At 73.1% G+C, this 22,177-nt stretch carries 18 protein-coding genes; 5 read left to right on the top strand and 13 right to left on the bottom strand.

Annotated features, from left to right (window positions below):
• Nucleotides 1-220: 220 nt before the first annotated feature.
• Nucleotides 221-1,864 carry a fumarate hydratase gene (locus HNR61_RS00370; protein WP_182841110.1) on the top strand — a complete coding sequence of 548 codons (1,644 nt, stop codon included), beginning with the start codon at nt 221-223 and terminating at the stop codon, nt 1,862-1,864.
• Here HNR61_RS00370 and HNR61_RS00365 read toward each other — a convergent pair.
• Complete coding sequence (locus tag HNR61_RS00365; RefSeq protein ID WP_182841109.1) at nt 1,845-3,131, bottom strand: serine/threonine-protein kinase; 1,287 nt, start codon at nt 3,129-3,131, stop codon at nt 1,845-1,847. The two genes, HNR61_RS00370 and HNR61_RS00365, sit on opposite strands and share 20 nt — an antisense overlap.
• 340 nt (nt 3,132-3,471) lie before the next feature.
• Here HNR61_RS00365 and HNR61_RS00360 point away from each other — a divergent pair, with 340 nt between their 5' ends.
• Both HNR61_RS00360 and HNR61_RS00355 read left to right on the top strand, forming a co-directional pair.
• Nucleotides 3,472-4,737 carry a serine/threonine-protein kinase gene (locus HNR61_RS00360; protein WP_083999714.1) on the top strand — a complete coding sequence of 422 codons (1,266 nt, stop codon included), beginning with the start codon at nt 3,472-3,474 and terminating at the stop codon, nt 4,735-4,737.
• Nucleotides 4,738-5,182: 445 nt separating this feature from the next.
• On the top strand, nt 5,183-6,589 hold the full coding sequence (locus HNR61_RS00355) for a class II fumarate hydratase (RefSeq protein WP_182841108.1): 1,407 nt from the start codon (nt 5,183-5,185) through the stop codon (nt 6,587-6,589).
• 360 nt (nt 6,590-6,949) lie between these two features.
• On the opposite strand, the gene HNR61_RS00350 is transcribed toward HNR61_RS00355, so the two are convergent.
• The 7 genes from HNR61_RS00350 to abmR all read right to left on the bottom strand — a co-directional run bounded on the left by HNR61_RS00350 (nt 6,950) and on the right by abmR (nt 13,702).
• A complete protein-coding gene (locus HNR61_RS00350; RefSeq protein ID WP_312897697.1) occupies nt 6,950-7,447 on the bottom strand; it encodes an aggregation-promoting factor C-terminal-like domain-containing protein in 498 nt (165 codons plus the stop codon).
• A 212-nt stretch (nt 7,448-7,659) separates the two neighbouring features.
• A complete protein-coding gene (locus tag HNR61_RS49775) occupies nt 7,660-8,166 on the bottom strand; it encodes an aggregation-promoting factor C-terminal-like domain-containing protein (protein ID WP_312897696.1) in 507 nt (168 codons plus the stop codon).
• A gap of 466 nt (nt 8,167-8,632) precedes the next feature.
• Nucleotides 8,633-9,571 carry an aggregation-promoting factor C-terminal-like domain-containing protein gene (locus HNR61_RS00340; protein ID WP_246441898.1) on the bottom strand — a complete coding sequence of 313 codons (939 nt, stop codon included), beginning with the start codon at nt 9,569-9,571 and terminating at the stop codon, nt 8,633-8,635.
• A gap of 447 nt (nt 9,572-10,018) precedes the next feature.
• A complete protein-coding gene (gene phoH2 / locus HNR61_RS00335; protein ID WP_182842197.1) occupies nt 10,019-11,311 on the bottom strand; it encodes an RNA 5'-3' helicase PhoH2 in 1,293 nt (430 codons plus the stop codon).
• 210 nt (nt 11,312-11,521) lie between these two features.
• Nucleotides 11,522-12,358, bottom strand: a complete 837-nt coding sequence (locus tag HNR61_RS00330) for an isoprenyl transferase (RefSeq protein ID WP_182841107.1) — start codon at nt 12,356-12,358, stop codon at nt 11,522-11,524.
• A 47-nt stretch (nt 12,359-12,405) separates the two neighbouring features.
• Nucleotides 12,406-13,059: a hypothetical protein gene (locus HNR61_RS00325; protein ID WP_312897695.1), complete on the bottom strand. Its 654-nt coding sequence runs from the start codon at nt 13,057-13,059 to the stop codon at nt 12,406-12,408.
• Between the two features lie 109 nt (nt 13,060-13,168).
• Nucleotides 13,169-13,702, bottom strand: coding sequence for an ATP-binding transcription factor AbmR (gene abmR, locus HNR61_RS00320; RefSeq protein ID WP_067818060.1), 534 nt, complete (start codon nt 13,700-13,702; stop codon nt 13,169-13,171).
• Nucleotides 13,703-13,817: 115 nt separating this feature from the next.
• Between abmR and HNR61_RS00315 the strand changes: the two genes are divergently transcribed.
• Nucleotides 13,818-15,380, top strand: a complete 1,563-nt coding sequence (locus HNR61_RS00315) for a DHA2 family efflux MFS transporter permease subunit (protein ID WP_246441896.1) — start codon at nt 13,818-13,820, stop codon at nt 15,378-15,380.
• Nucleotides 15,361-15,996, top strand: coding sequence for a TetR/AcrR family transcriptional regulator (locus tag HNR61_RS00310; RefSeq protein WP_182841106.1), 636 nt, complete (start codon nt 15,361-15,363; stop codon nt 15,994-15,996). Before HNR61_RS00315 ends, HNR61_RS00310 begins: the two co-directional genes overlap by 20 nt.
• Nucleotides 15,997-16,003: 7 nt before the next feature.
• On the opposite strand, the gene HNR61_RS00305 is transcribed toward HNR61_RS00310, so the two are convergent.
• From HNR61_RS00305 to HNR61_RS00285, 5 genes are all read right to left on the bottom strand, one after another.
• On the bottom strand, nt 16,004-17,182 hold the full coding sequence (locus HNR61_RS00305) for a C40 family peptidase (RefSeq protein WP_182841105.1): 1,179 nt from the start codon (nt 17,180-17,182) through the stop codon (nt 16,004-16,006).
• Between the two features lie 184 nt (nt 17,183-17,366).
• The gene (locus HNR61_RS00300; RefSeq protein ID WP_182841104.1) at nt 17,367-19,346 is read right to left on the bottom strand and encodes a thioredoxin domain-containing protein; all 1,980 of its coding nucleotides are present in this window, start codon (nt 19,344-19,346) and stop codon (nt 17,367-17,369) included.
• A 29-nt stretch (nt 19,347-19,375) separates the two neighbouring features.
• On the bottom strand, nt 19,376-20,737 hold the full coding sequence (locus HNR61_RS00295; protein ID WP_312897694.1) for a dihydrolipoyl dehydrogenase family protein: 1,362 nt from the start codon (nt 20,735-20,737) through the stop codon (nt 19,376-19,378).
• Nucleotides 20,738-20,766: 29 nt separating this feature from the next.
• A complete protein-coding gene (locus HNR61_RS00290) occupies nt 20,767-21,174 on the bottom strand; it encodes a hypothetical protein (protein WP_182841102.1) in 408 nt (135 codons plus the stop codon).
• Between the two features lie 44 nt (nt 21,175-21,218).
• Complete coding sequence (locus HNR61_RS00285; protein WP_182841101.1) at nt 21,219-22,154, bottom strand: ribonuclease Z; 936 nt, start codon at nt 22,152-22,154, stop codon at nt 21,219-21,221.
• Nucleotides 22,155-22,177: the final 23 nt, after the last annotated feature.

The following is a 22,177-nucleotide window of genomic DNA, read 5'->3' as shown; positions in this document are numbered from 1 at the left end:
GCGAGGCCCCCTGCCGAAGATCGCGAAGCGATGCAGCGCTCGCCTGCTTTTCGGTCGGTTCCCGAGCCCCCGGGCGAGGGGTTCGGGCCGAAAGGCCGGTCAACACAGCGTTCGGGCACCGAGCCCACGGGCGACAAGGCCGGGTCGCAAGGCCGATCCGAAACAACAGCCCTTACCCTGGGGGCGGCCCCCATCCGGATGACGTGCGAGGAACTTGAGGATGCCTGAGTTCTCCTATACCGACCTGCTGCCGCTCGGTGCCGACGACACCGAGTACCGACTGCTCACCACCGAGGGCGTCTCGACGATCGAGGCGGGCGGGCGCACGTTCCTGCAGGTCGAGCCGGAGGCGCTGCGGCTGCTCACCGAGACGGCCATGCGCGACATCGCGCACCTGCTGCGGCCGGCGCACCTGGCCCAGCTCCGCCGGATCCTCGACGACCCGGAGGCCTCGCCCAACGACCGGTTCGTGGCGCTGGACCTGCTGAAGAACGCGGGCATCGCCTCCGGCGGCATCCTGCCGATGTGCCAGGACACCGGCACCGCGATCGTGATGGGCAAGCGCGGGCAGAACGTCCTGACGTCCGGCCGGGACGAGGAGGCGATCTCGCGCGGCGTGTACGACGCCTACACGAAGCTCAACCTGCGCTACTCCCAGATGGCCCCGCTGACCATGTGGGACGAGAAGAACACCGGCGACAACCTCCCGGCGCAGGTCGAGCTGTACGCCGCCGACGGGGACGCCTACAAGTTCCTGTTCATGGCCAAGGGCGGCGGCAGCGCCAACAAGTCGTTCCTGTACCAGGAGACCAAGGCCGTCCTGAACCCCAAGCGGATGCTCGCCTTCCTGGAGGAGAAGATCCGCTCGCTGGGCACCGCCGCGTGCCCGCCGTACCACCTGGCGATCGTGGTGGGCGGCACCTCCGCCGAGTACGCGCTGAAGACCGCCAAGTACGCCTCGGCGCACTACCTGGACGCGATGCCGACCGAGGGCTCGCCGCTCGGGCACGGCTTCCGCGACCTGGAGATGGAGCGGCAGGTCTTCGAGCTGACCCAGCGGCTGGGCATCGGCGCGCAGTTCGGCGGCAAGTACTTCTGCCACGACGTGCGCGTGGTCCGGCTGCCCCGGCACGGCGCGTCCTGCCCGGTCGCGATCGCCGTGTCGTGCTCGGCCGACCGGCAGGCCCTCGGCAAGATCACGGCGGAGGGCGTGTTCCTGGAGCGGCTGGAGACCGACCCCGCGAAGTACCTGCCGGACACCACGCCCGCCGACCTGGACGGCGACGTCGTGCGCATCGACCTCAACCGGCCGATGGACGAGATCCGCGCCGAGCTGAGCCGCTACCCGGTCAAGACCCGGCTGTCGCTGACCGGCCCGCTGGTGGTGGCCCGCGACATCGCGCACGCCAAGATCAAGGAGCGCCTCGACGCGGGCGAGCCGATGCCGCGGTACCTGCGCGACCACGCCGTGTACTACGCGGGTCCGGCCAAGACGCCCGAGGGGTACGCGTCCGGATCGTTCGGCCCGACCACCGCGGGGCGGATGGACTCCTACGTCGAGCAGTTCCAGGCGGCGGGCGGCTCGATGGTGATGCTGGCCAAGGGCAACCGCTCCCAGCAGGTCACCGACGCGTGCCGCGCGCACGGCGGGTTCTACCTGGGCTCGATCGGCGGTCCGGCGGCGCGGCTGGCGCAGGACTGCATCAGGAAGGTCGAGGTGCTGGAGTACCCCGAGCTCGGCATGGAGGCCGTCTGGAAGATCGAGGTCGAGGACTTCCCGGCGTTCATCGTGGTCGACGACAAGGGCAACGACTTCTTCACCGAGGGCGACACCGGCCCGGTGCTCACCATCGGCCGCCGCTGACGGAGGAGTCGCGCGGGTGGCCGGAGCCGCCGGACCCCGGCCGTTTCCCGTCGGAGCGCGGGGGCTTGTTCCTCTTGCGCTCCTTGGCGGGCTTGGACGTGGGCGCGGGCTCGGGCGTGGTGGTCGGCGTGGTGACCGGCGGCCGTGTTCCGGCGCGGCGGGGACGAGGCGTCGTGCTCGACGGGCTCGGGGTGGGATCGCCCTGGGTGGCCGGGGCGGAGCCCGACGACTGCGGAGCCTGCGGCGGGCGGGACGTCCCGGTGCCGGGGCCCCCGCCGGGGGTCACGGTGACGATCTCGGTGCGGCCGGGCCGGGGCCCGGCCTCGGCGGCGGGCTCGTTGCCCGCCGCCCAGAACGCGAACGCCGCCCCGCCCGCCGCCCAGGCCGCCGCGAACCCGACCCGCCGCGCCATCCGCCAGTGGGAACGCCCGGACGGCGCGCCGAACTCGCGGGGCTCCCACAGCGCCGCGATGGCACGGGCGGGGTCTCCGCCGGCGCGCAGCGGCAGCAGGTCGTGCAGCAGTTCCACGGCCGAGGGGCGCTCGCGCGGGTCCTTGGCCAGGGCGGCCAGCACGGGCGCGCGCAGCGGCTCGGGCAGGTCGCTCAGGTCGGGCGGCAGGTGGATGATGCGCTGCCCGACCCGGTCCGCGGGGCCGGAGCCGAACGGGTGCCGTCCCGTCGCCGCGTAGGCGACCAGGCACCCCCAGCAGAACACGTCGGCGGCGGGCGTGACGGGGCGGCCGGTGAGGCGTTCGGGGGCGATCCAGCCGGGGCTGCCCATGACGGTGCCGGCCTGGGTGGGGCCGTCGATCAGGTCCGGTTCCACCGCGATCCCGAAGTCGATCACGCGTGGGCCGGAGCGGGACAGCAGGACGTTGGCGGGTTTGAGGTCGCGGTGGATCAGGCCCGCGTTGTGGATGGCGGCCAGCGCGACCGCCACGCCGATCCCGACGGCGACGGCCGCGTCCGGCGACAGCGCGCCGCGGTGCTCCACGACCTGCGACAGCGGCGGGCCGTCGATGTACTCGGTGACGATGTAGGGGTGGGTGCGGTCGCTGCCGTCCTCCAGCACCCGCGCGGTGCAGAACGTCGCCACCCGCCGCGCGTAGGCGGCCTCGGCGCGGAACCGCCGCCGCGTCTCGGGGTCGGTGGCCTTCCCCGCCGGCAGCGTCTTGACGGCGACCAGGGCCCCGTCGGAGGCGCGGCCGAGGTAGACGGTGCCCATGCCGCCGGTTCCCAGCCGCCCCAGCAGCGTGTGCCCGCCCACCGTCGGCGGATCTCCTGGAAGGAGCGGGGGAACGCCCGGTGGGGCCGGTCGCGCCGTCGTTCTCACGTCAGTTCCTTCCTCAGGGACGACCGCGAGCCCCACGGGGGCCGACGGGAATCCTCGCCTTGCTCCGGTTTCCCGTCCGCCGCCTGACGCGGGACGGCTCACCGCTCCAGCGTCCCCGATCCCCGCTGCCCATGGGATGAAACCTTGCAAAAGGCTTACACGGCCAGTGAAGGTGACTTCCGGGCGGGCGATAGGTCACATTATTGGAAACTGATACCTGTTGGTCCTGAGGTCTCAGCGATGACCACCAGGCCGCTCCGGTATCTTTTCGGCCATGTCTCAGTCAGAGCGCCTCGTGCTCGCGACGCGCTACCGGCTGGTCTCGGAAATCGGTCAGGGTGCCAACGGCACCGTCTGGCGCGGCCACGACGACCTCCTCGATCGCGCGGTGGCGATCAAGGAGTTGCGGCTGCCCGACGACCTCTCCGAGAACGACCGGGTGCTCTTCTACCGCCGCACCCTGCGCGAGGCGCGCGCGCCCGCCCAGCTGCGCGCGGACTCCATCATCGAGGTCTACGACGTCGTCATCGAGGCCGGGCGGCCCTGGATCGTGATGGAGCTGATCGAGGCGCCCAGCCTGGAGGAGCTCATCGAGCGCTCCGGGCCGCTGCCGCCCGAACGGGTCGCGCACATCGGCCGCCGTCTGCTGGACGCGCTGGCCATCGCGCACAAGGCCGGGATCGTGCACCGCGACCTCAAGCCGTCCAACGTCATGCTGGACGGCGACCGGGTCGTGCTCACCGACTTCGGGCTGGCGTTTTCCGACGGTTCGACCAGCCTCACCAAGACCGGCCACTTCATGGGCTCGCCCGCCTACGTCGCGCCCGAGGTGGCCGCCGGGCGCAAGGCGACCCCGCAGTCGGACCTGTGGTCGCTGGGCGCGACCCTGTACGCCGCGCTGGAGGGCCGCCCGCCGTTCGAGCGCGAGAACGTCATCGCCACCCTCAGCGCCCTGGCCAACGAGTCCACCCCGCCCATGCCCAACGCGGGCCCGCTGGCGCCGGTGGTGTCCGGCCTGCTGGAGAAGAACCCGACCCGGCGGCTCAGCCACGAGCGCGCGGTGGACAAGCTGGATCGCGCCATCGCCGGGCCGCGGTCGGCGCGCCGCCGCGGCGCCCCCGACCCGCGCTACCGGCTGCTGCTGGTGGTGGCGCTGGTGAGCGCGATCGTCGCGTCCTGCGGCATCGGCGCGACCGCCCTGGTCGTGGGGATGATGCGGGAGAGCCCCGGCCCCTCGCCCACCGGCCGGCAGCAGCCCGACGCCACGCGGAGCGCGCCGCCCGCCCCGGCCGGCGACACGACGCTGGTGATCCGCGCCACCGGCGACACCTGCAAGATCTTCGTGGCGGAGCCGGCCCGGACCCTCCAGGTGCTCGCCAACGAGACGCTCCCGCGCGGCGCGGTCCGCCAGTACGACCAGCCCCGCCTGAACGTGGTGGTCTACGACCCGTCGGCCTGCGACGTGTGGGTGAAGGGCGAGCAGCAGCCGCCCGGCAAGCCGGGGCAGCGCAAGTCCTACACGATCACCAAGAAGTCCTGAGCACGGCGGCGGGCCCCGACAGGACCTCCTCCTCCCCGAGGAGATCTCCGTCGCGCTCATCGAAGATGAGGGTCACCTGAACCGGGCCGAGACCGACGCCGACCGCCGGGCCCCGTCCGTGGCCGTCACGGATCTCGGCCATGCGGCCCTCGGGCGCCACGATCTCCCGGCCGGAGCCGTCGGGGGCCGTCCACACCTCACGGCGCGGACGCGCCCTGAGATCCGCGATCCCACCCGGTACCCCTCCACCGCCGCTCCGATCCACGCCAGGCGGCGCACGGCGTTCTCGTCATGCGGGGTCATCGGCTCTCCCTCCGGGGGAGATGTCCGGAAAGGAGCCGGCGGCTGCGCCCGGATGCGACCGCCCGAACGGGGAATGGCCCATGTCGATCAGAAGCTATGCATGGTGCAGGGCACGCACGTTCGCTGAGTGAGGTGGTCGACGATGACCGAGCAGGCCGGGGAGTTCCGGATCGAGCACGACTCGATGGGAGAGGTGCGGGTTCCCGCGACGGCGAAGTGGCGCGCGCAGACGCAGCGGGCCGTGGAGAACTTCCCGATCTCCGGCCGGGGGCTGGAGCCCGCGCACATCGCGGCGCTCGGCCAGATCAAGGCCGCCGCGGCGACCGTGAACGCCGAGCTCGGCGTCGTCCAGGAGGATCTGGCCGCCGCGATCCGGGAGGCCGCCCAGGAGGTGGCCGCGGGCCGCTGGAACGACCAGTTCCCCATCGACGTCTTCCAGACCGGCTCCGGCACCTCCTCGAACATGAACGCCAACGAGGTCATCGCCACTCTCGCCCAGGAGCGCCTGGGCCGCCCGGTCCACCCCAACGACCACGTCAACGCGTCCCAGTCGTCCAACGACGTGTTCCCGTCCTCGATCCACATCGCGGCGACCGGCGCGGTCGTCAACGACCTGATCCCGGCGCTGCGGCACCTGGAGGCGTCGCTGGGCCGCAAGGCGGTCGAGTTCGCCCGCGTGGTGAAGTCCGGGCGCACGCACCTGATGGACGCGACGCCGGTGACGCTGGGCCAGGAGTTCGGCGGCTACGCGGCGCAGATCCGGTACGGCGTGGAACGCGTGGAGGCGGCGCTGCCCCGGCTCGCCGAGCTCCCGTTGGGCGGCACGGCGGTCGGCACCGGCATCAACACCCCCGTGGGCTTCTCCTCGCGCGTCATCGAGGAGATCGCCCGCGCCACCGGCCTGCCCCTCACCGAGGCCCGCGACCACTTCGAGGCGCAGGGCGCCCGGGACGGCCTGGTGGAGGTCTCCGGCGCGCTCAAGACGATCGCCGTCTCCCTCACCAAGATCGCCAACGACCTGCGATGGATGGGCTCGGGCCCGCGCGCGGGGCTGGCCGAGATCCGCCTGCCCGACCTGCAGCCCGGCTCCTCGATCATGCCGGGCAAGGTGAACCCGGTGGTGCCCGAGGCGGTCGCCCAGGTCGCCGCGCAGGTCATCGGCAACGACGCGGCGATCACGTTCGGCGGCGCGTCGGGCAACTTCGAACTCAACGTGATGCTCCCGATGCTCGCCCGCAACGTCCTGGAGTCGATCACCCTGCTGGCCAACGCCTCCCGCCTGCTGGCCGACCGCACGATCGACGGCGTCGAGGCCGACGAGGAGCGGGCCCGCGAGTACGCCGAGTCGTCCCCGTCCATCGTGACGCCGCTGAACCGCTACATCGGCTACGAGGAGGCCGCCAAGGTCGCCAAGCAGGCCCTGGCGGAGCGCAAGACGATCCGCCAGGTGGTCCTGGAACGCGGCTACGTCAAGGAGGGCAAGCTCACCGAGGAGCAGCTGGACGCGGCCCTGGACGTCCTGGCGATGACGAACCACGACCGAACCTGACCACAGGAACCGAACCCCCGAGGGGAATGGGGGGAGGGGCGAAGCCCCACGAGGGGTGTGGGGCGAAGCCCCACGAGGGGTGTGGGGGCGGAGCCCCTGCCGGGGTGTGGGGCGGAGCCCTGCCAGGGGGTGTGGGGGACGGAGTCCCTCGCCGGGGGTCCAAGGGGGCTGGCCCCCTTGCCAGGGTTCGCAGCACGACGAAAGCGAAGCGCCAGCGAAGTCTTTCGGCGTGCGCGGGCCCGATGTGGGGGTTTGGGGGGACGGTCCCCCCAAGGCCAACACAGCCGCTTTCGCCGCAGAACCGCGCAGACCCCCAGCAATATCGGGGGTCTACACCCAACCGGAAACCCCAACCCCCGCTCAGTACCACCCAGAAGCCTGAAGGTGATTCCAGGCAGAGCAAGGGGACCCGTACCGGTTCTTGATGTAGCGCAACCCCCAGCGGACCTGCGTGCGGGGGTCGGTGCGCCAGTCGGAGCCGGCGCTGGCCATCTTGGTGCCGGGCAGCGCCTGCGGGATGCCGTAGGCGCCGGTGGACGCGTTGTGGGCCCGTTCGTTCCAGCGGCTCTCGCGCGCCCACAGGCGCTCCAGGCAGCGGAACTGGCGGGAGTTGCGCCAGCCGTACCGCGCCATCATGGTGTGCGCGATCAGCTTGTTGCGCTCCGCGCGTCCCATCCGGCCGCGCAGCTTCAGTTCCCGGCGTTCGTGGACCTGCTGCTGGTTCGCCGTCGCGGTGTGCGCCGCGCCGCGGTCGGCGGCGGCGTTCCCCACGGGGGAGGTCGCCAGCGGCGCGCAGACCAGCGCGGTCGCGGACCCGAGCGAGACGATCCGCACTACGGTGCGTGTGAGAGAGGACACGCGGAGTAGCGTGCAGCGGTCCGCGACACGGCGGGCGACAGATTCCGTGCTCCCGGACCGGGCCTTTGCCGAACCGTTGGCGTGCGGTGCCCGAGCGGGCGGACAAAAGGGGCGGGCCGGAGCCCGCCCCTCCGTCACGGTGAACGGACGAACGTCGCGCACCACCCGATTTCCGGGCCGGATGCGCGGAGCACCCGTGCGCTATGCCCCGTTTAGTACCAGCCGCGCGAGTGGGAGTGACCCAGCGCGCGGCAGGGCGTCTTGTACCGGCCCTTGATGTACCTCAGTCCCCACTTGATCTGGGTCGCGGGGTTGGTGCGCCAGTCCTTGCCCGCGCTGCGCATCTTGCGGCCGGGCATCGCCTGCGGGACGCCGTAGGCGCCGGACGAGCGGTTGCGCGCCTTGTGGTTCCAGCCGCTCTCCCTCTGCCACAGCTTCACCAGGCACTTGTACTGGCGGTTGGACCAGCCGCGCTTGGCGACCATCTTCTTGGCGATGGCCTTGTTGCGCGCGGCGCGGGAGAGCTTCTTCTTGGCCTTGGCCGTGACGGCGGCAACCTGGGCGGTCCGGGCCGAGGACGGCGCCGAGGCCGACACCGAGGTGGGGGCGGCCGCCTGGGCGGGAACGGTCTCGGCGACGACGCCGAAGGACAGGGTGGCGGCGGCCAGCAGGGTGGCGGAACGGCGGGCGGTGGAACGACGCGACGACTTACGGGACAAAGCAGACCTTTCATCGTGCTGGACGGACCGGTCGGTCCAGCGGGTGACCACCTCGGGGCAGCCCGGACCCACCCGGGAACGGGGGGACGACCGGGGGCTGGGCGCGGCGCGCCGGTGGCGGCTGCGCGGGAGGGCACGCGGGCAGCGGCACCCGTGGGGGGTGGCTGCGCGCGATCCGAGGTGAGTGGCGGCGGACGCGCGGGAGGCGGCGTCCCCGCTCAGGGGATCTGGGCGCCGAACGCCGGATGCGTTCGCGCCGTTTGTGGGCCTGTCGAGGAGGCCGGCCGCGTCATCGCGGCATCGTGCTCGCACGGAGGGCTCCGTGCGTCTTCGGTCGGGGTGGCACCGTCATGAGCGGTGCGCCCCACCGGGCGGTCGCGGCCGTGGTGACCGGCCGCCCGGAGTCAGGGTGTGCGTCCCGGTACCGGCCGGCGCTCCGGCCGCTCGGTACCGTCGACGCCGGCGCTCAGTACCAGCCGACGCGCTGGGAGTGCGCCCAGGCGCCGCAGGGCGTCTTGTAGCGGTTCTTGATGTAGCCGAGGCCCCACTTGATCTGGGTCCGGGCGTTGGTGCGCCAGTCGGCGCCCGCGCTGGCCATCTTGGGGCCGGGCAGCGCCTGCGGGATGCCGTAGGCGCCGGAGGACGGGTTCTTGGCGGTGACGCGCCAGCCGCTCTCCTTGTTCCACAGCTTCACCAGGCAGGCGAACTGGCCGCTGCCGCCCATGCCGTAGGACGGGAGCATCGCCTTGGCGACCTGCTGCGCCTGGCCGGCGGGCATCGGGTCGGGACCCGCGCCGCCACCGCCGCCGTCGTTGTCGTTGTCGCCCTTGCTCGCGGACTTGGGCTTCTCGGTGGGGATCGGCTCGCCCTTGGGCAGCAGCTTGGGGTTCTTGCCGGAGGAGCCGCGGATCGCGCGGGAGGCGCGCTCGAACGCGGCCTTGCGGCGCATCTGCTGCTCCAGCATCGGGTCGACCGGCGCGGCGGCGTCGGCCAGCGGCTGGGCGTCGGACGGCTTGGCGCCGGGTGCGGCCTGCGGCTTGGAGTCGCCGGTGAGCGCGAACGCGGCGACCGAGCCGCCGCCCACCACCACGGCCACGCCGGCGGCCACCGCGGCGATCTTCAGTCCGGTGCGGCCGGAGCGCGCGCCCTTGGCGGGCCGGCCGGCCAGCGGGTCGACCACGACCAGCGGGGCGGGTCCGCTGCCGCCGACCGGCGGCAGCCCGGCGGTGTCGCCGGAGCGGCTGTCGCCGCCCCCGGACGGGCCGGTGAAGGCCGCGCCCGCGACCTTGCGGTCCTCGGGGTGCTCGGCGAGCGGGTGGGCCGCCCCCTGCGGGGGTTCGGACTCCGCGCCCCGGGGGTTGTGTCGATCGTCGCGCCTGGGGGACCCGAACGAGTCTCCGAGCAAGGCGGTCCTTCCGACGGTCGCACGCGCATGGACACGCGGGCGAGTGCCTTCACCCCTGGCCCGGCCGCCGCCCGTGTCCCGGACGGCCCCGGTCCTGAGCGGCGCGCTCCGGCCGGGATCAGGGTCCGCGGTGGCCGGGTTCGCCCCACTCGGGGTGCTTACGGGGACACACAATGCCCGAAGCCGAGGGATGCTCCGCAACCAAATCGAGACAGATGCTCTGGGCGGGACGGTTGTCAACTCGCCCCAAGAAATGGCAAAACCCCAGCCAGTACTGGGTTTCTTTACTTCCGCCTTAGTTCATGTGACCTTCATCACAAGTACACGGGGTGATGTTTAATGATCACTCTCCGCGACGGAATCGACGGCCCCCGCCACACGCGCCAAGGGGCGTCCCGACGGCCGAAAAGACCCCGAAACGCCCCTCGTATAACTATTTGTCGACTTTTATCCGGTGACGTCGCCGAGCATGTCGGTGACCAGCGCCGCGATCGGCGAGCGCTCCGAACGCGTCAGCGTCACGTGCGCGAACAGCGGGTGGCCCTTGAGCCGCTCCACGACCGCCGCGACGCCGTCGTGCCGTCCGACCCGCAGGTTGTCGCGCTGGGCGACGTCGTGGGTGAGCACCACCCGCGAGCCCGCGCCGATCCGCGACAGCACCGTCAGCAGCACGCCGCGCTCCAGCGACTGCGCCTCGTCCACGATCACGAACGAGTCGTGCAGCGACCGGCCCCGGATGTGGGTGAGCGGCAGCACCTCCAGCATCCCCCGGTCCAGCACCTCCTCGATGACCTCGGGCGTCGTCACGGCCGAGAGCGTGTCGTAGACCGCCTGGGCCCACGGCGACATCTTGTCGCCCTCGGTGCCCGGCAGGTAGCCCAGCTCCTGGCCGCCGACCGCGTACAGCGGCCGGAACACCACGACCTTGCGGTGCCGGCCCCGCTCCAGCACGGCCTCCAGGCCCGCGCACAGCGCCAGCGCCGACTTGCCGGTCCCGGCGCGCCCGCCCAGGGAGACGATGCCGATGTCCTCGTCCATCAGCAGGTCCAGGGCGATGCGCTGCTCGGCGGACCGGCCGCGCAGCCCGAACGCCTCCCGGTCGCCGCGCACCAGCCGCACCGACTTGTCGGGCTGGACCCGGGCGAGCGCGGAGCCGCGTTCCGACAGCAGCCGCAGCCCGGTGTGGCACGGCAGGCCCCGCGCCTCCTCCAGGTCCGTGCCGCCGGTCTCGTACAGCTCCTCGACCTGCGCGGCGCCGACCTCCAGCTCGCGCATGCCGGTCCACCCGGACTCCACCACCATCTCGGCCCGGTACTCCTCGGCGGCCAGGCCCACCGCCGACGCCTTGACGCGCATCGGCAGGTCCTTGGAGACCAGGACGACGTCGCGGCCCTCCCGCGCCAGCCAGCCGGCCACCGACAGGATGCGGGTGTCGTTGTCGCCGAGCCGGAACCCGTCGGGCAGCACGCTGGGGTCGGAGTGGTTGAGCTCCACCCGCAGCGTTCCGCCCTGGTCGCCGATCGGCAGGGCCTCGTCGAGCCGGCCGTGCTCCAGCCGCAGGTCGTCCAGGGTGCGGAGCGCCTGACGGGCGAAGTAGCCGAGCTCGGGGTGGTGACGCTTGGCCTCGAGTTCGGTGATGACGACGATGGGGAGTACGACCTCGTGCTCGGCGAACCGGGTCATCGCTCCCGGGTCGGCCAGCAGGACACTGGTGTCGAGGACGTACGTGCGCCGGTCCACCGCCCCCGAGGAGGCGGACTGCCCGGACGGGCCGGACGCGGGACGGCGCGGAGGGGTTGTGGCCACTCGATCTCCCTGGGAATGGGGGAACTACCGGTGGCGCACCGGTCCGCCTCTCGAAGGGCACGCGCCGGCGGGCGGACGCGGCCGGAGGCGGTCAGCGTGGGACGTTCCAAGGCTGGGGAGGACTCCGCCAGCGAGGAGGGTCCCTCAGGAACCGAAGCGCCGGTGGCGCGCGGCATACGACCGCAGAGCCCGCAGGAAGTCGACCTTCCGGAAGTCCGGCCAGTGGACCTCGCAGAAGTAGAACTCCGAATGCGCGCTCTGCCAGAGCATGAAGCCGGACAGACGCTGTTCCCCCGAGGTCCGGATGACCAGGTCGGGGTCCGGCTGGCCGCGCGTGTAGAGATGCTCGGCGATGTGCTCGACGTCGAGGACCTCGGCGAGCTCCTCGATGCTGGTGCCCCTGCCCGCCTGCTCCAGGAGCAGTGAGCGCACCGCATCAGCGATCTCACGTCTACCTCCATACCCAACCGCGACGTTCACAATCAGGCCGGGGGCGTCAGATGTCGCTTCGCCCGCATCTTTAAGGACACGTGCGGTTTTGTCGGGCAGGAGGTCGAGGGCGCCGACGGGCTTGACGTGCCAGCCGTCGGCGGCCAGCTTCCGGACGGTGTTCTCGATGATCTGGAGCAGGGGCTCCAGTTCCCGGGCGGGCCGGTTGAGGTTGTCGGTGGACAGCAGCCACAGCGTGACCACCTCCACGCCCGCCTCGACGCTCCACTGGAGCAGGTCGGAGATCTTGTCGGCGCCGCGCTGGTGGCCGCGGTTGACGTCGGGCAGTCCCATCTCGCGGGCCCAGCGGCGGTTGCCGTCCAGGATCACGCCGACATGGCGGGGGACGACGTCGGTGGGCAGCGACTGCTCGACCCGCCGTTCGTACATCCGGTAGGCGACGTCGCGCACCACCCCGTAGGGTTTGCTGCGCCGGATCGCCGCGAAGACCGTCGCACCGCCGGACGGGTCCCGGCGCACCCTGTCCCCCATCGGATCTTCTCCTTCGAGCGCGCGTCCCCCGTTGGAACGCCTCCCAATTATGGCCCCCGCCGCGGGGTCGTCCCACCGGAACGGCCCCTCCTGAATACCGTCCAGGATCGGTCGGGCGCGGAGGTGAACCCCGGGGAACGTCCCGGCGACGAGCCCCGGTGCACCGCCCGGTAGCCCACGCCGGCGCGTTCGGCCTCGACGAGCAGATCGTCCAGGAAGCGGGCCAGCGCGGCGGAGGTGAGCACCGCGCGGACGCCGTGCCCGCCCGCGCCCCAGGCGTCGAGCACGGCCCGGCGGGCCAGCCGCCAGCGGCCCTCCACCGCCCGGCGCGGATCGCGGGGCCCCACCCACATCGAGGAGGTGCGCAGCGCGCAGCGCAGCTCGCCGGTGCTGGCGACGTCCCCGCGGTCCCGGTAGCGGAAGGCGAACAGCTCGGGTTCCCGGCCCGCCCCCGCGGGCTCGGGGAACCGGTCGTCGGGGTCGGGCCAGCGGGCGGCCTGCGGCGACCCGTCGGACCGCGCGGCGGCCACCTGCTCGGCGAGCGCGGCCAGGAAGTACCCGCAGCGCTCCCCCACCGCGCCGAACGGGTCCCCGTCGCGCCGCAGCTCCAGGGTGACCTCGAAGGGCGTGCCGCCCCGGTCGCGCGACGGGACCGGGAGCACTCCCAGCGACGTTCCGTCCAGACACCGGATCCAGCCCACGCCCGACCCCCTCGTCCGATCCCCCACGAGGAACGTTAGGCCAGGTCATCCCCATGATCACACCTAACGGACCCCGGGATCGGGTAAGGATCGGCCCGTCCCGGCGTCCTCAGGCCCGCGGCCCCTCGGCGCGGGCGCGCTCGACGTGCTCCAGGGCGGTGCGCAGGCGGGCCAGCCACTCGTCGGTGTTCTTGCCGACCAGGCGGACGCACCAGGCCAAGGCGTCGCTGCGGCTGCGCGCCACCCCGGCCTCGACCAGGGTGTCCAGCACGCGGCGCTCGGGCTGGCGGAGCCGGGTCATCACCGGCACCGACAGGGTGGTGAACATCTCCCGGTGGCCGCCGCAGGCCACCCCCCACGACACCTTCTGGCCGAAGCGGTGCTCGGCCTCGCGGGCGATGGCGATCCGCTGGTCGCGGGTCGACTCGCGGAACCGGCCGACATGGCCGGCGATCCGCGCCGCGCGCTCGGTCTCGGAGACCTCCTCGGCGCCGCCGGAGGCGGTGGCCGGCTCGGGCAGCCGCCCGATCACGCTGATCTCCTCGCGGTCCAGCACGATCTCCGGCGGACCGGTGAACCAGCCGTCGGGGAGGCGGCCGGTGAACCAGCCCCGCACCTCCTCGACCGCTTCGCTCGTAGTCATGTAATCAAAATTACAAGTCCATCCGGGCCTGGTCGAGCCTCCATGGCCATTGACACCGGCCAAATTTTGAGAGTCACTGTCATTTAGTAGAGAGAATCAATTGGGGGTAACTCTCATGACGATGCCGGAGGCGCGGCCCGACCCGCGGCGCTGGTGGGGACTGGGCGCGCTCGCGCTCGCCCTGCTGACGCTGGGGTTCGACCTGACGATCCTGAACGTGGCCCTGGCCACCCTCTCGGAGGAGCTGCCCGCGGGCACCAGCGCGCTGCAGTGGATCGTGGACTCCTACGTGCTGGTGTTCGCGGCCCTGCTGCTGCCCGCCGGGCTGCTCGGCGACCGGTTCGGCCGCAGGCGGCTGCTGCTGGCGGGCATGGCGGTGTTCGGCGCCGCGTCGCTGGCCGGGGCGCTCGCGGACGGCGTCACCGGCGTGATCGTGGCGCGCGTCTTCATGGGGGCCGGCGCGGCGGTGATGATGCCGCTGTCGATGTCGATCCTGCCGACGATCTTCCCGCCGCACGAGCGCACCCGCGCCGTCGCCGTCTGGTCGGCGGCCACCGCGCTCGGCCTGCCGCTGGGGCCGCTGCTGGGCGGCTGGCTGCTGGAGAACTTCTGGTGGGGCTCGATCTTCCTGCTGAACGTGCCGGTCGTCGCGGCCGCCGGGCTGGCGGTGGCGTTCCTGCTGCCCGAGTCGCGCGCCGCGGACGCGCCGCGGCTGGACGGGTTCGGGGCGCTGCTGTCGACGGCGGGGCTGGTCGCGTTCGTGTACGGGGTGATCGAGGGGCCGGTGCGCGGCTGGGGCGACCCGCTCACCCTGGGCGCGCTCTGCGGCGGCCTGGCGCTGCTGGCGGCGTTCACGCTGTGGGAGCGGCGCGTGGCGGCCCCGCTGATGGACGTGTCGCTGTTCCGCGACCGGATCTTCGTGTGGGCGCTGGGCGCGGGGATCGTCGGGACGCTGGTGATGGCGGGCGTCCTGTTCGTGCTGCCGCAGTACCTCCAGGTCGTGCGGGGCAACGGGGTGTTCGGCACCGGCCTGCGTCTGGTCCCCATGCTGGCGGGCCTGCTGGCGGGCGGGATCGCCACCGACCGGATCGTGCCGCGCGCCGGCGCCAAGCCGGTCATGGTGGCGGGGCTGGCCGTGCTGGCGGCCGGGCTCGGGCTCGGCGCGCTGACCGCGCCCGGCGACGGCTACGGGTTCACCGCGACCTGGCTGACCGTGACGGGCCTGGGCATCGGCCTGGCGATGATCCCGGCGATGGACGCGGTGCTGGCACGGCTCCCCGACGAGGGCGCCGGGCGCGGCTCGGGCCTGGTGCAGACGCTGCGGCAGACCGGCGGCGCGCTCGGCGTCGCCGTGCTGGGCAGCCTGGTGTCCTCGGTCTACCGGGACGACCTGCGCCTGACCGGCCTGCCCCCCGACGTCGCCGAGGCGGCCCGCGACTCGGTGGGACGGGCCGCCGCCGTGGCGGAGCGGCTGGGGGACCCGGCGCTGCTGGCGTCGGCGCGGGACGCCTACGTGTCGGGCATGGACGCGGCGCTGGCGGTGTGCGCGGCGGCGACGTTCCTGACGGGGGCGCTGCTGTGGACGTTCATGCCCGGCCCGCCCCCGCGGGGGCCGCGCCCGCCCGGCGGCTCCCCGGAGGATGCATCAGAATCGAGCCATGAGCACCTCGCTTCCTGAGCAGACCTCGCCCCCGGGCGACCCTCTCGACCGGCTGCCGCTCCGGGAGCGCAAGAAGCTGCGGACCCGCCGGGCGATCCAGGAGCACGCCCTGCGGCTCTTCCTCGACCAGGGCTACGACGCCACGACCGTCGAGCAGGTCGCGGCGGCGGCGGAGGTGTCGCCCAGCACGGTCTTCCGCTACTTCCCCACCAAGGAGGACCTGGTCGTCACCGACGAGTACGACCCGGTCATGACCGAGTTCTTCCGTTCCCAGCCCGCGGACCTGACGCCCCTGGAGGCGCTGCGCGCCACGTTCCGCCAGGTCTTCCCCTATCTGGACGCGCAGGACCGGGCCACCATGGTGGCCCGGACCCGGATGATGCTGGAGGTGCCCGCGCTGCGCGCCCGGATGATCGACTCGATGCGCAGCGGGACCCTCGGCGTGGTCGCCGAGCTGGTCGGGGAACGCACCGGGCGCGCCCCCGACGACCGGCGCGTGCAGGCGTTCGCCTGGGCGGTGATGGGGGTGCTCCAGGCGGCGATGTACGCCTGGCTGGACAGCGACGCCACCCTGGACCTGGCCGCCCTGGTGGACGCGAACCTGGAGTTCCTGGCCGAGGGCCTGCCGCTCTAGCCGGGGTCTAGCCGGGGGTGCGGGCGGCCTGGTGCGGGTTGACGCGGACCGCGCCCTTCATGTTGCGGGTGTAGACGTTCTGGACCTGCACGACCGTGCCCCGGCGCGGCGCGGCGATCATCTTGCCGTTGCCGAGGTAGAGCGCGATGTGCGAGATGTAGCCGGGCGCGGTGGGGTCGTTGGCCCAGATGAGCATGTCGCCCGGCTGGGCCTTGCCGTAGGGGATCACCCAGCCGGTGCGGGCCTGGTCGGCGGCCACGCGCGGCAGCCGGATGCCCGCCTTGGCGAACGCGAACTGCATCAGGCCCGAGCAGTCGTAGCCGCCCTCGGCCTCCGACTCGCCGCCCCACACGTACGGCCAGCCCAGCCGCGTGTGGGCCGCGCGGATCACCGTCTGGACCTGCTCGGCGGTCATGACCCGGTTGTTGGCCTTCGGCAGCTGCCCGGCCTTGGGGACGTCGACCTTCGGGTTGATCTCGACGGCCTCGGCCTGCTTGGGCAGGACCTTGCGCAGCCCCTTGAGGAACCTGTCGAGCCTCTGCTTGGGCGCGCTGACCAGCAGGGCGTTGCCGGTGGGCATGCCGAGGGCCTGGGCGTTGCCGCGCGAGACGACCGCGTCGACGTCGCCGATGCCCATCGTCGCGTACGCGCCGATCCGCAACTGGCTCTGCTTTCCGTCCTTGCCGCCGACCGGGACCTGGCTGCCGAGCTGCACGCCGCCGTCGCTGCCCATCGTGAACGAGATCGCGACGTCGCCGCCCGCGATGTTGCGCCACAGGGCGTCGGACTTGGCGGTCGGCTCGGGCGTGTAGTTGCGGAACGTGGACGGGTCCACGCCCAGCAGCCCGACCCGCTTGCCCGCGATCATCGCCTGGGCGGCGTCGACGACCTCCACGCCCCTGACGCCCTTCAGCTCGCGGACCTTCGCCACGACGTCGGCGGGCAGCGTGGTCGGCGCGGCGACCAGCACGTGCGGGGTGAGGCGCCGGCCCATCGGCGCGACCGCGCCGGGTGTGATCGTCGAATTGCCGGAAGCGGCCACGAACCGCTGCGCCTGCGGCTCGGCGGGGGCGCGGTGGGCGTCGCGCTGGCCGTGGGCGACCAGCACCGCGCCGTTGACGGCCAGGGTGGTCGCCGCCGAAACGCCGATGATCGCTGGCAGAACCCGGCGGTTCGGCTTTCGCACCGCAGCACTCCCTACGTTGTTCGTCCCGGACGCCGCCCACCGTCCAGATACCCGGATCGTATGACGACACCCTGGTCCCGATGGCCGCGTTCAGTCAGCCTCGTCTCCGCTACCAAGTGGTAACACCAAGCGCCGAGGAGATCAAGGTCACGTTGCCATAAATTGGACCGCTCATCCAGTTCCGTCAGTTTCCGTGGAGTTCGCGGGTCAGCTCCGCGGGAGTGGTGACGGGCAGGCGGCAGGTGAAGTTCCGGCACACGTAGGCCGCCGGGGCGCCGTCCACCAGCGTGCGGCCCTCCAGCAGGGGCACGGTGTCCGTGCCGGGCGCGCCGGCGCCGACCACCGCGCCGGGCGACACCGCCATCAGCGCCGTCTGGTGGAGGGCGCGGGTGCGCTCGTCGTCCCGGTCGCCCACGACGGCGATCTCGACGGGTCCGGCCAGCCGCGCCTCGGCGACGGCCAGGCCCCAGCCGACGAACCGGGCGTGCTTGCCGGCCAGCGCCGCGACCGGCGACAGCGCGGCCTCGGCCGCCTCCCGGTGCCGGTGCGAGCCGGTCAGCGCCGCGTGCGACAGCAGCGCCCCGGCCGCCGCGAACTGCCCGGACGGGGTGGCGTTGTCGGTGGGGTCCTGGGGCCGCCGGAACAGCCGCTCGGCGTCGTCGGCGGTGTCGTAGAAGCCGCCCTCGCCGTCCTCGAAGCGGTCCAGGACGGTGTCCAGCAGCGCGCCCGCGACCCGCGCGTACTCGGCGTTCCCGGTCACCCCGTACAGGGCGAGCAGTCCCTCGGCGACGTCGGCGTAGTCCTCCAGGACGCCGGAGTTGGCGCCCACGGTCCCGTCCCGCGAGGTCCGCGCGACGCGCCCGCCGGTGACGTGCAGGTCGATCAGCAGCCGCGCCACGCCCTCGGCGGCCGCGACCAGATCCGGCCGCCCGAACAGCGCGCCGCACTCGGCCAGCGCGGCGACGGCGAGCCCGTTCCAGGCCGCGACGACCTTGTCGTCCCGGGCGGGCGGGACGCGTTCCTCCCGCGCCGCCAGCAGCGCGTCGCGGACGCGCGCGTAGCGTTCCAGATCGTCGGGGTCGCGCAGCAGTTGCAGCACCGACGTGCCGTGCTCGAACGTGCCCGTCACCTCGAACAGCCCGGCGGCGTACCCGCCGTCCTCGTCGCCGAGCACCGCCTTGAGCTGGTCGGGCGTCCACACGTAGAACCTGCCCTCGACGCCCTCGCTGTCGGCGTCCAGCGCCGACGCCAGCCCGCCCTGCGCGGTCAGCAGGTCCCGCAGCATCCAGTCGCAGGTCTCCAGGGCGATCCGCCGCGCGAACGGCGTCCCCGTCAGCCGCCACCAGTGGGCGTAGACGCGGGCGAGCAGGGCGTTGTCGTACAGCATCTTCTCGAAGTGCGGCACGACCCACCCGTCGTCCACCGAGTACCGCGCGAACCCGCCGCCGAGCTGGTCGTACATCCCGCCCCGGGCCATGGCCTCCAGGGTGTGGGAGGCCATGGCGAGCGCCTCGGCGTCACCGGTCCGCGCGTGGTGCCGCAGCAGGAACTCCAGCGCCATCGACGGCGGGAACTTGGGCGCTCCCCCGAACCCGCCCCGCGCGACGTCGTAGGAGCCCGCCAGCGTCCGCACCGCCTGGTCGAGCGCCTCGGCCTCCGGCGCGGCCCGGCCGCCCAGCGGCGCCGAACGCCCGCCCAGCGCCGCCACGACCTGCTGCCCCTGCCCGACGACGTCGTCGCGCTGCTCCCGCCACGCCTTGTCCACGGCCCGCAGCAGCGCCTGGAAGTGCTCGCGCGGGAAGTAGGTCCCGCAGTAGAACGGGTGCCCCTCCGGCGTCATGAACACGGTCATGGGCCAGCCGCCCTGCCCGGTCATCGCCTGGGTGGCCTCCATGTAGACCGCGTCGATGTCGGGGCGTTCCTCCCGGTCGACCTTGACGTTGACGAACAGCTCGTTCATCAGCGCCGCCGTCGCGCCGTCCTCGAACGACTCGTGGGCCATCACGTGGCACCAGTGGCACGCCGCGTACCCGACCGACAGCAGGATCGGCACGTCGCGCCGCCGCGCCTCGGCGAAGGCCCCCTCACCCCACTCCCACCAGTCCACCGGGTTGTCGGCGTGCTGGAGCAGGTAGGGGCTGGTCGCGTCCTTGAGGCGGTTCATGTCACCGATCCTGCCCGATACGGCCCGGGTTATGAGCCGAGGTCGGCGAGGGCCGACTCCAGGGCGCGGTGGAACGTCGGATAGGCCGTGATCATCGTGCGGAGCGTCGCGGTGGGCACCTCCGCGTGCACGGCCACCGACAGCGCCGCGACGATCTCGCCGCCGGACGGGCCCGCGACGGTCGCGCCGACCAGCACGCCCCGGCCGGTGTCCTCGACCAGCTTGACGAAGCCCTCGTTGCCGACCTTGTGGATCCAGCCGCGCGACGAGTCGGCCAGTTCGGCGTGGCCGGTGGCGACCGCCAGGCCCCGGTCGCGGGCCTCGGCCTCGGTGAGGCCGACCACGCCGATCTCCGGGTCGGTGAACGTCACGCGCGGAACGGCGTGGTAGGAGGCGGCCGGGCCGTCCGCGCCGAGGATCGACCGGGCCGCGATGGCGGACTGGTACATCGACACGTGCGTGAACGCGCCCTTGCCCGTGATGTCGCCGATCGCCCACAGGCCGTCGGTGACGCGCAGCCGGTCGTCCACCTCCAGGGCGCGGGCGTTCTCGTCCAGGCCGACCGCGTCCAGCCCCAGGCCCCTGAGGTTCGGGCGGCGGCCGGTGGCGACCAGCAGCCGCTCGGCGGTCAGCGTCCCGTCGGGGGTGTGCAGGGTGAACGCGTCGTCGTCGTGGCCGACGCGGGTGACCTTCGCGCCGGTCCGCACCTCGATGCCCTCGGTCGCGAACACCTTCTCCAGCAGCGCGCTCGCCTCGGGCTCCTCGCGCTCCAGCAGCCGGTCCCCGCCCTGCACGATCGTGACCCGCGTGCCGAACCGCGCGAAGATCTGCGCGAACTCCACGCCCACGACGCCCCCGCCGAGCACCAGCAGGGACGCGGGCGCCTCCTTGGCCTGCACCGCCTCGCGGTTGGTCCAGTAGGGGGTGCCCGCCAGGCCGTCGATCGGCGGGACGGCGGGCGCGGTGCCGGTGTTGAGCAGCACGCCGCGGCGGGCGCGGAACACCCGGTCGCCCACGGTGACCTCGCGCGGCGCGGTGAGCAGCCCCCGGCCGCGGACGAACCCGATCCCGCGCGCGGTGAGCCGCTCCACGGCGACCGCGTCGTCCCAGGAGTCGGTGGCCTCGTCCCGGATCCGGGCGGCGACCGGCTCCCAGGCGGGGCGCACGTCGGTGTCGCCCGCCATGCCTGGCACACGCCGCGCCTCGGCGAGCAGCCCGGCGGCGCGCACCATCATCTTGGTCGGGACGCACGCGTAGTAGGGGCACTCCCCGCCGACCAGCCGCTCCTCGACGGCGACCACCGACAGCCCGCCGTCGGCGAGCAGCCCCGCGGCGTTCTCCCCTCCGGCGCCGAGTCCGATGACGACGACGTCTGTTTCCTCTACAGCCACAACGGACTCCTGCCCAGGTAAGCGCGGTTTCACCGGGGCGCCCGGTAAACGCGCACCCGGTCCACGTACATCGTCACCCATTTCGGTGTGGAACGGTTACGGCAGAACGAGGGTCCTCGGTCACACACCTGATCGTTCTGTAGCGCCAGGCCCATCTGGGAGCGTTCGGGCGTGAGCGGTCCCCAGTAGGACCACACCTTCCGGCCGTCGATCCAGAACGTCAGCGCGTTGGGCAGCTTCAGCGTGCCGTCGGTAACGCTGGTGGCGGTCCTGGTACGCGGGTTCACCGGGGCGTCGGGGAAGTGGTGGACGAGCCACTTGGAGGTGTCGACGCGTTCGCCGTCGAAGCCGTCCTCCAGCACCGGTTCCCCCCAGAACGCGGGGGTGAGCGCGGGGACGAGCGCCGCCGCGCCCGCGGGGACGCCGGATCGCCCCATGCCCCCATGACAGCGACCCCGGCCGAAGGCGGACCTAAAGACGGTCAGGTGGCGCGGCGGCGCGGCAGCGGGATCCGGTCCAGATCGTGGACCAGCGTGATCTCCCCGTCGTAGGCGGCCGCCGCCTGCTCCACGAACCGCGGCTCGTCCTCGACGCGGTAACGCTCGGAGAAGTGCGTCAGCACCAGCAGCCGCACCCCGCATTCGGCCGCGACCTTCCCGGCCTGCCCGGCGGTCAGGTGGCCGTAGTCGCGGGCCAGCGCGGCGTCCTCGTCCAGGAACGTCGACTCGATCACCAGCATGTCCACCCCGTCGGCCAGCGCGTACACGCCGTCGCACAGCCGCGTGTCCATGACGAACGCGACCTTCTGCCCCGGCCGCCGCACGCTGCACTCGGCGAGGGTGACCGTGCGGCCGTCCGGGGCGGTGACCCGCCCCTCGACCTGCAACCTCCGCACCAGCGGTCCGCGCACGCCGCGCGCGGCCAGCTCGCGCGGCAGCATCGTCACCCCGTCCGGCTCGGCCAGCCGGTACCCGTACGCCTCCACCGGGTGCGACAGCCGCCGCGCGGTCAGGGTGAACGGCGCGTCCCCGGTGTCCAGCTCCGCCGCCTCGCCCGCGACCGGCTGCTCGCGGATGACGGAGGTGTCGTGGAACGCGGTGGCGTGCCGCAGCCGCTCCCAGTAGACCCGGCCGCTCGCGGGGAACGCCGCGTCCACCCGGTGCGCGACGCCGTCGCGGGCGATGCGCTGCACGATCCCGGGGACGCCGAGGCAGTGGTCGCCGTGGAAGTGCGTCACGCAGATCCAGGTGAGGTCGTGGGCGGCGGCCCCGGCCAGCGCCATCTGCCGCTGCGTCCCCTCGCCCGGGTCGAACAGCAGGCCGTGGCCGTCGAACCGGAGGAGGTAACCGTTGTGGTTGCGGTTCCGGGTCGGGACGGCGCTGGCGGACCCGAGGACGAGCAGATCGCGTGCGGACATGGTTCCCATGGTGCCGCCCGGTG

It is taken from the genome of Actinomadura kijaniata (genome assembly GCF_014138665.1).
In the GTDB taxonomy this organism is placed as follows: Bacteria; Actinomycetota; Actinomycetes; order Streptosporangiales; family Streptosporangiaceae; genus Spirillospora; species Spirillospora kijaniata.
This window is presented reverse-complemented; position numbering and strand designations above follow the sequence as displayed.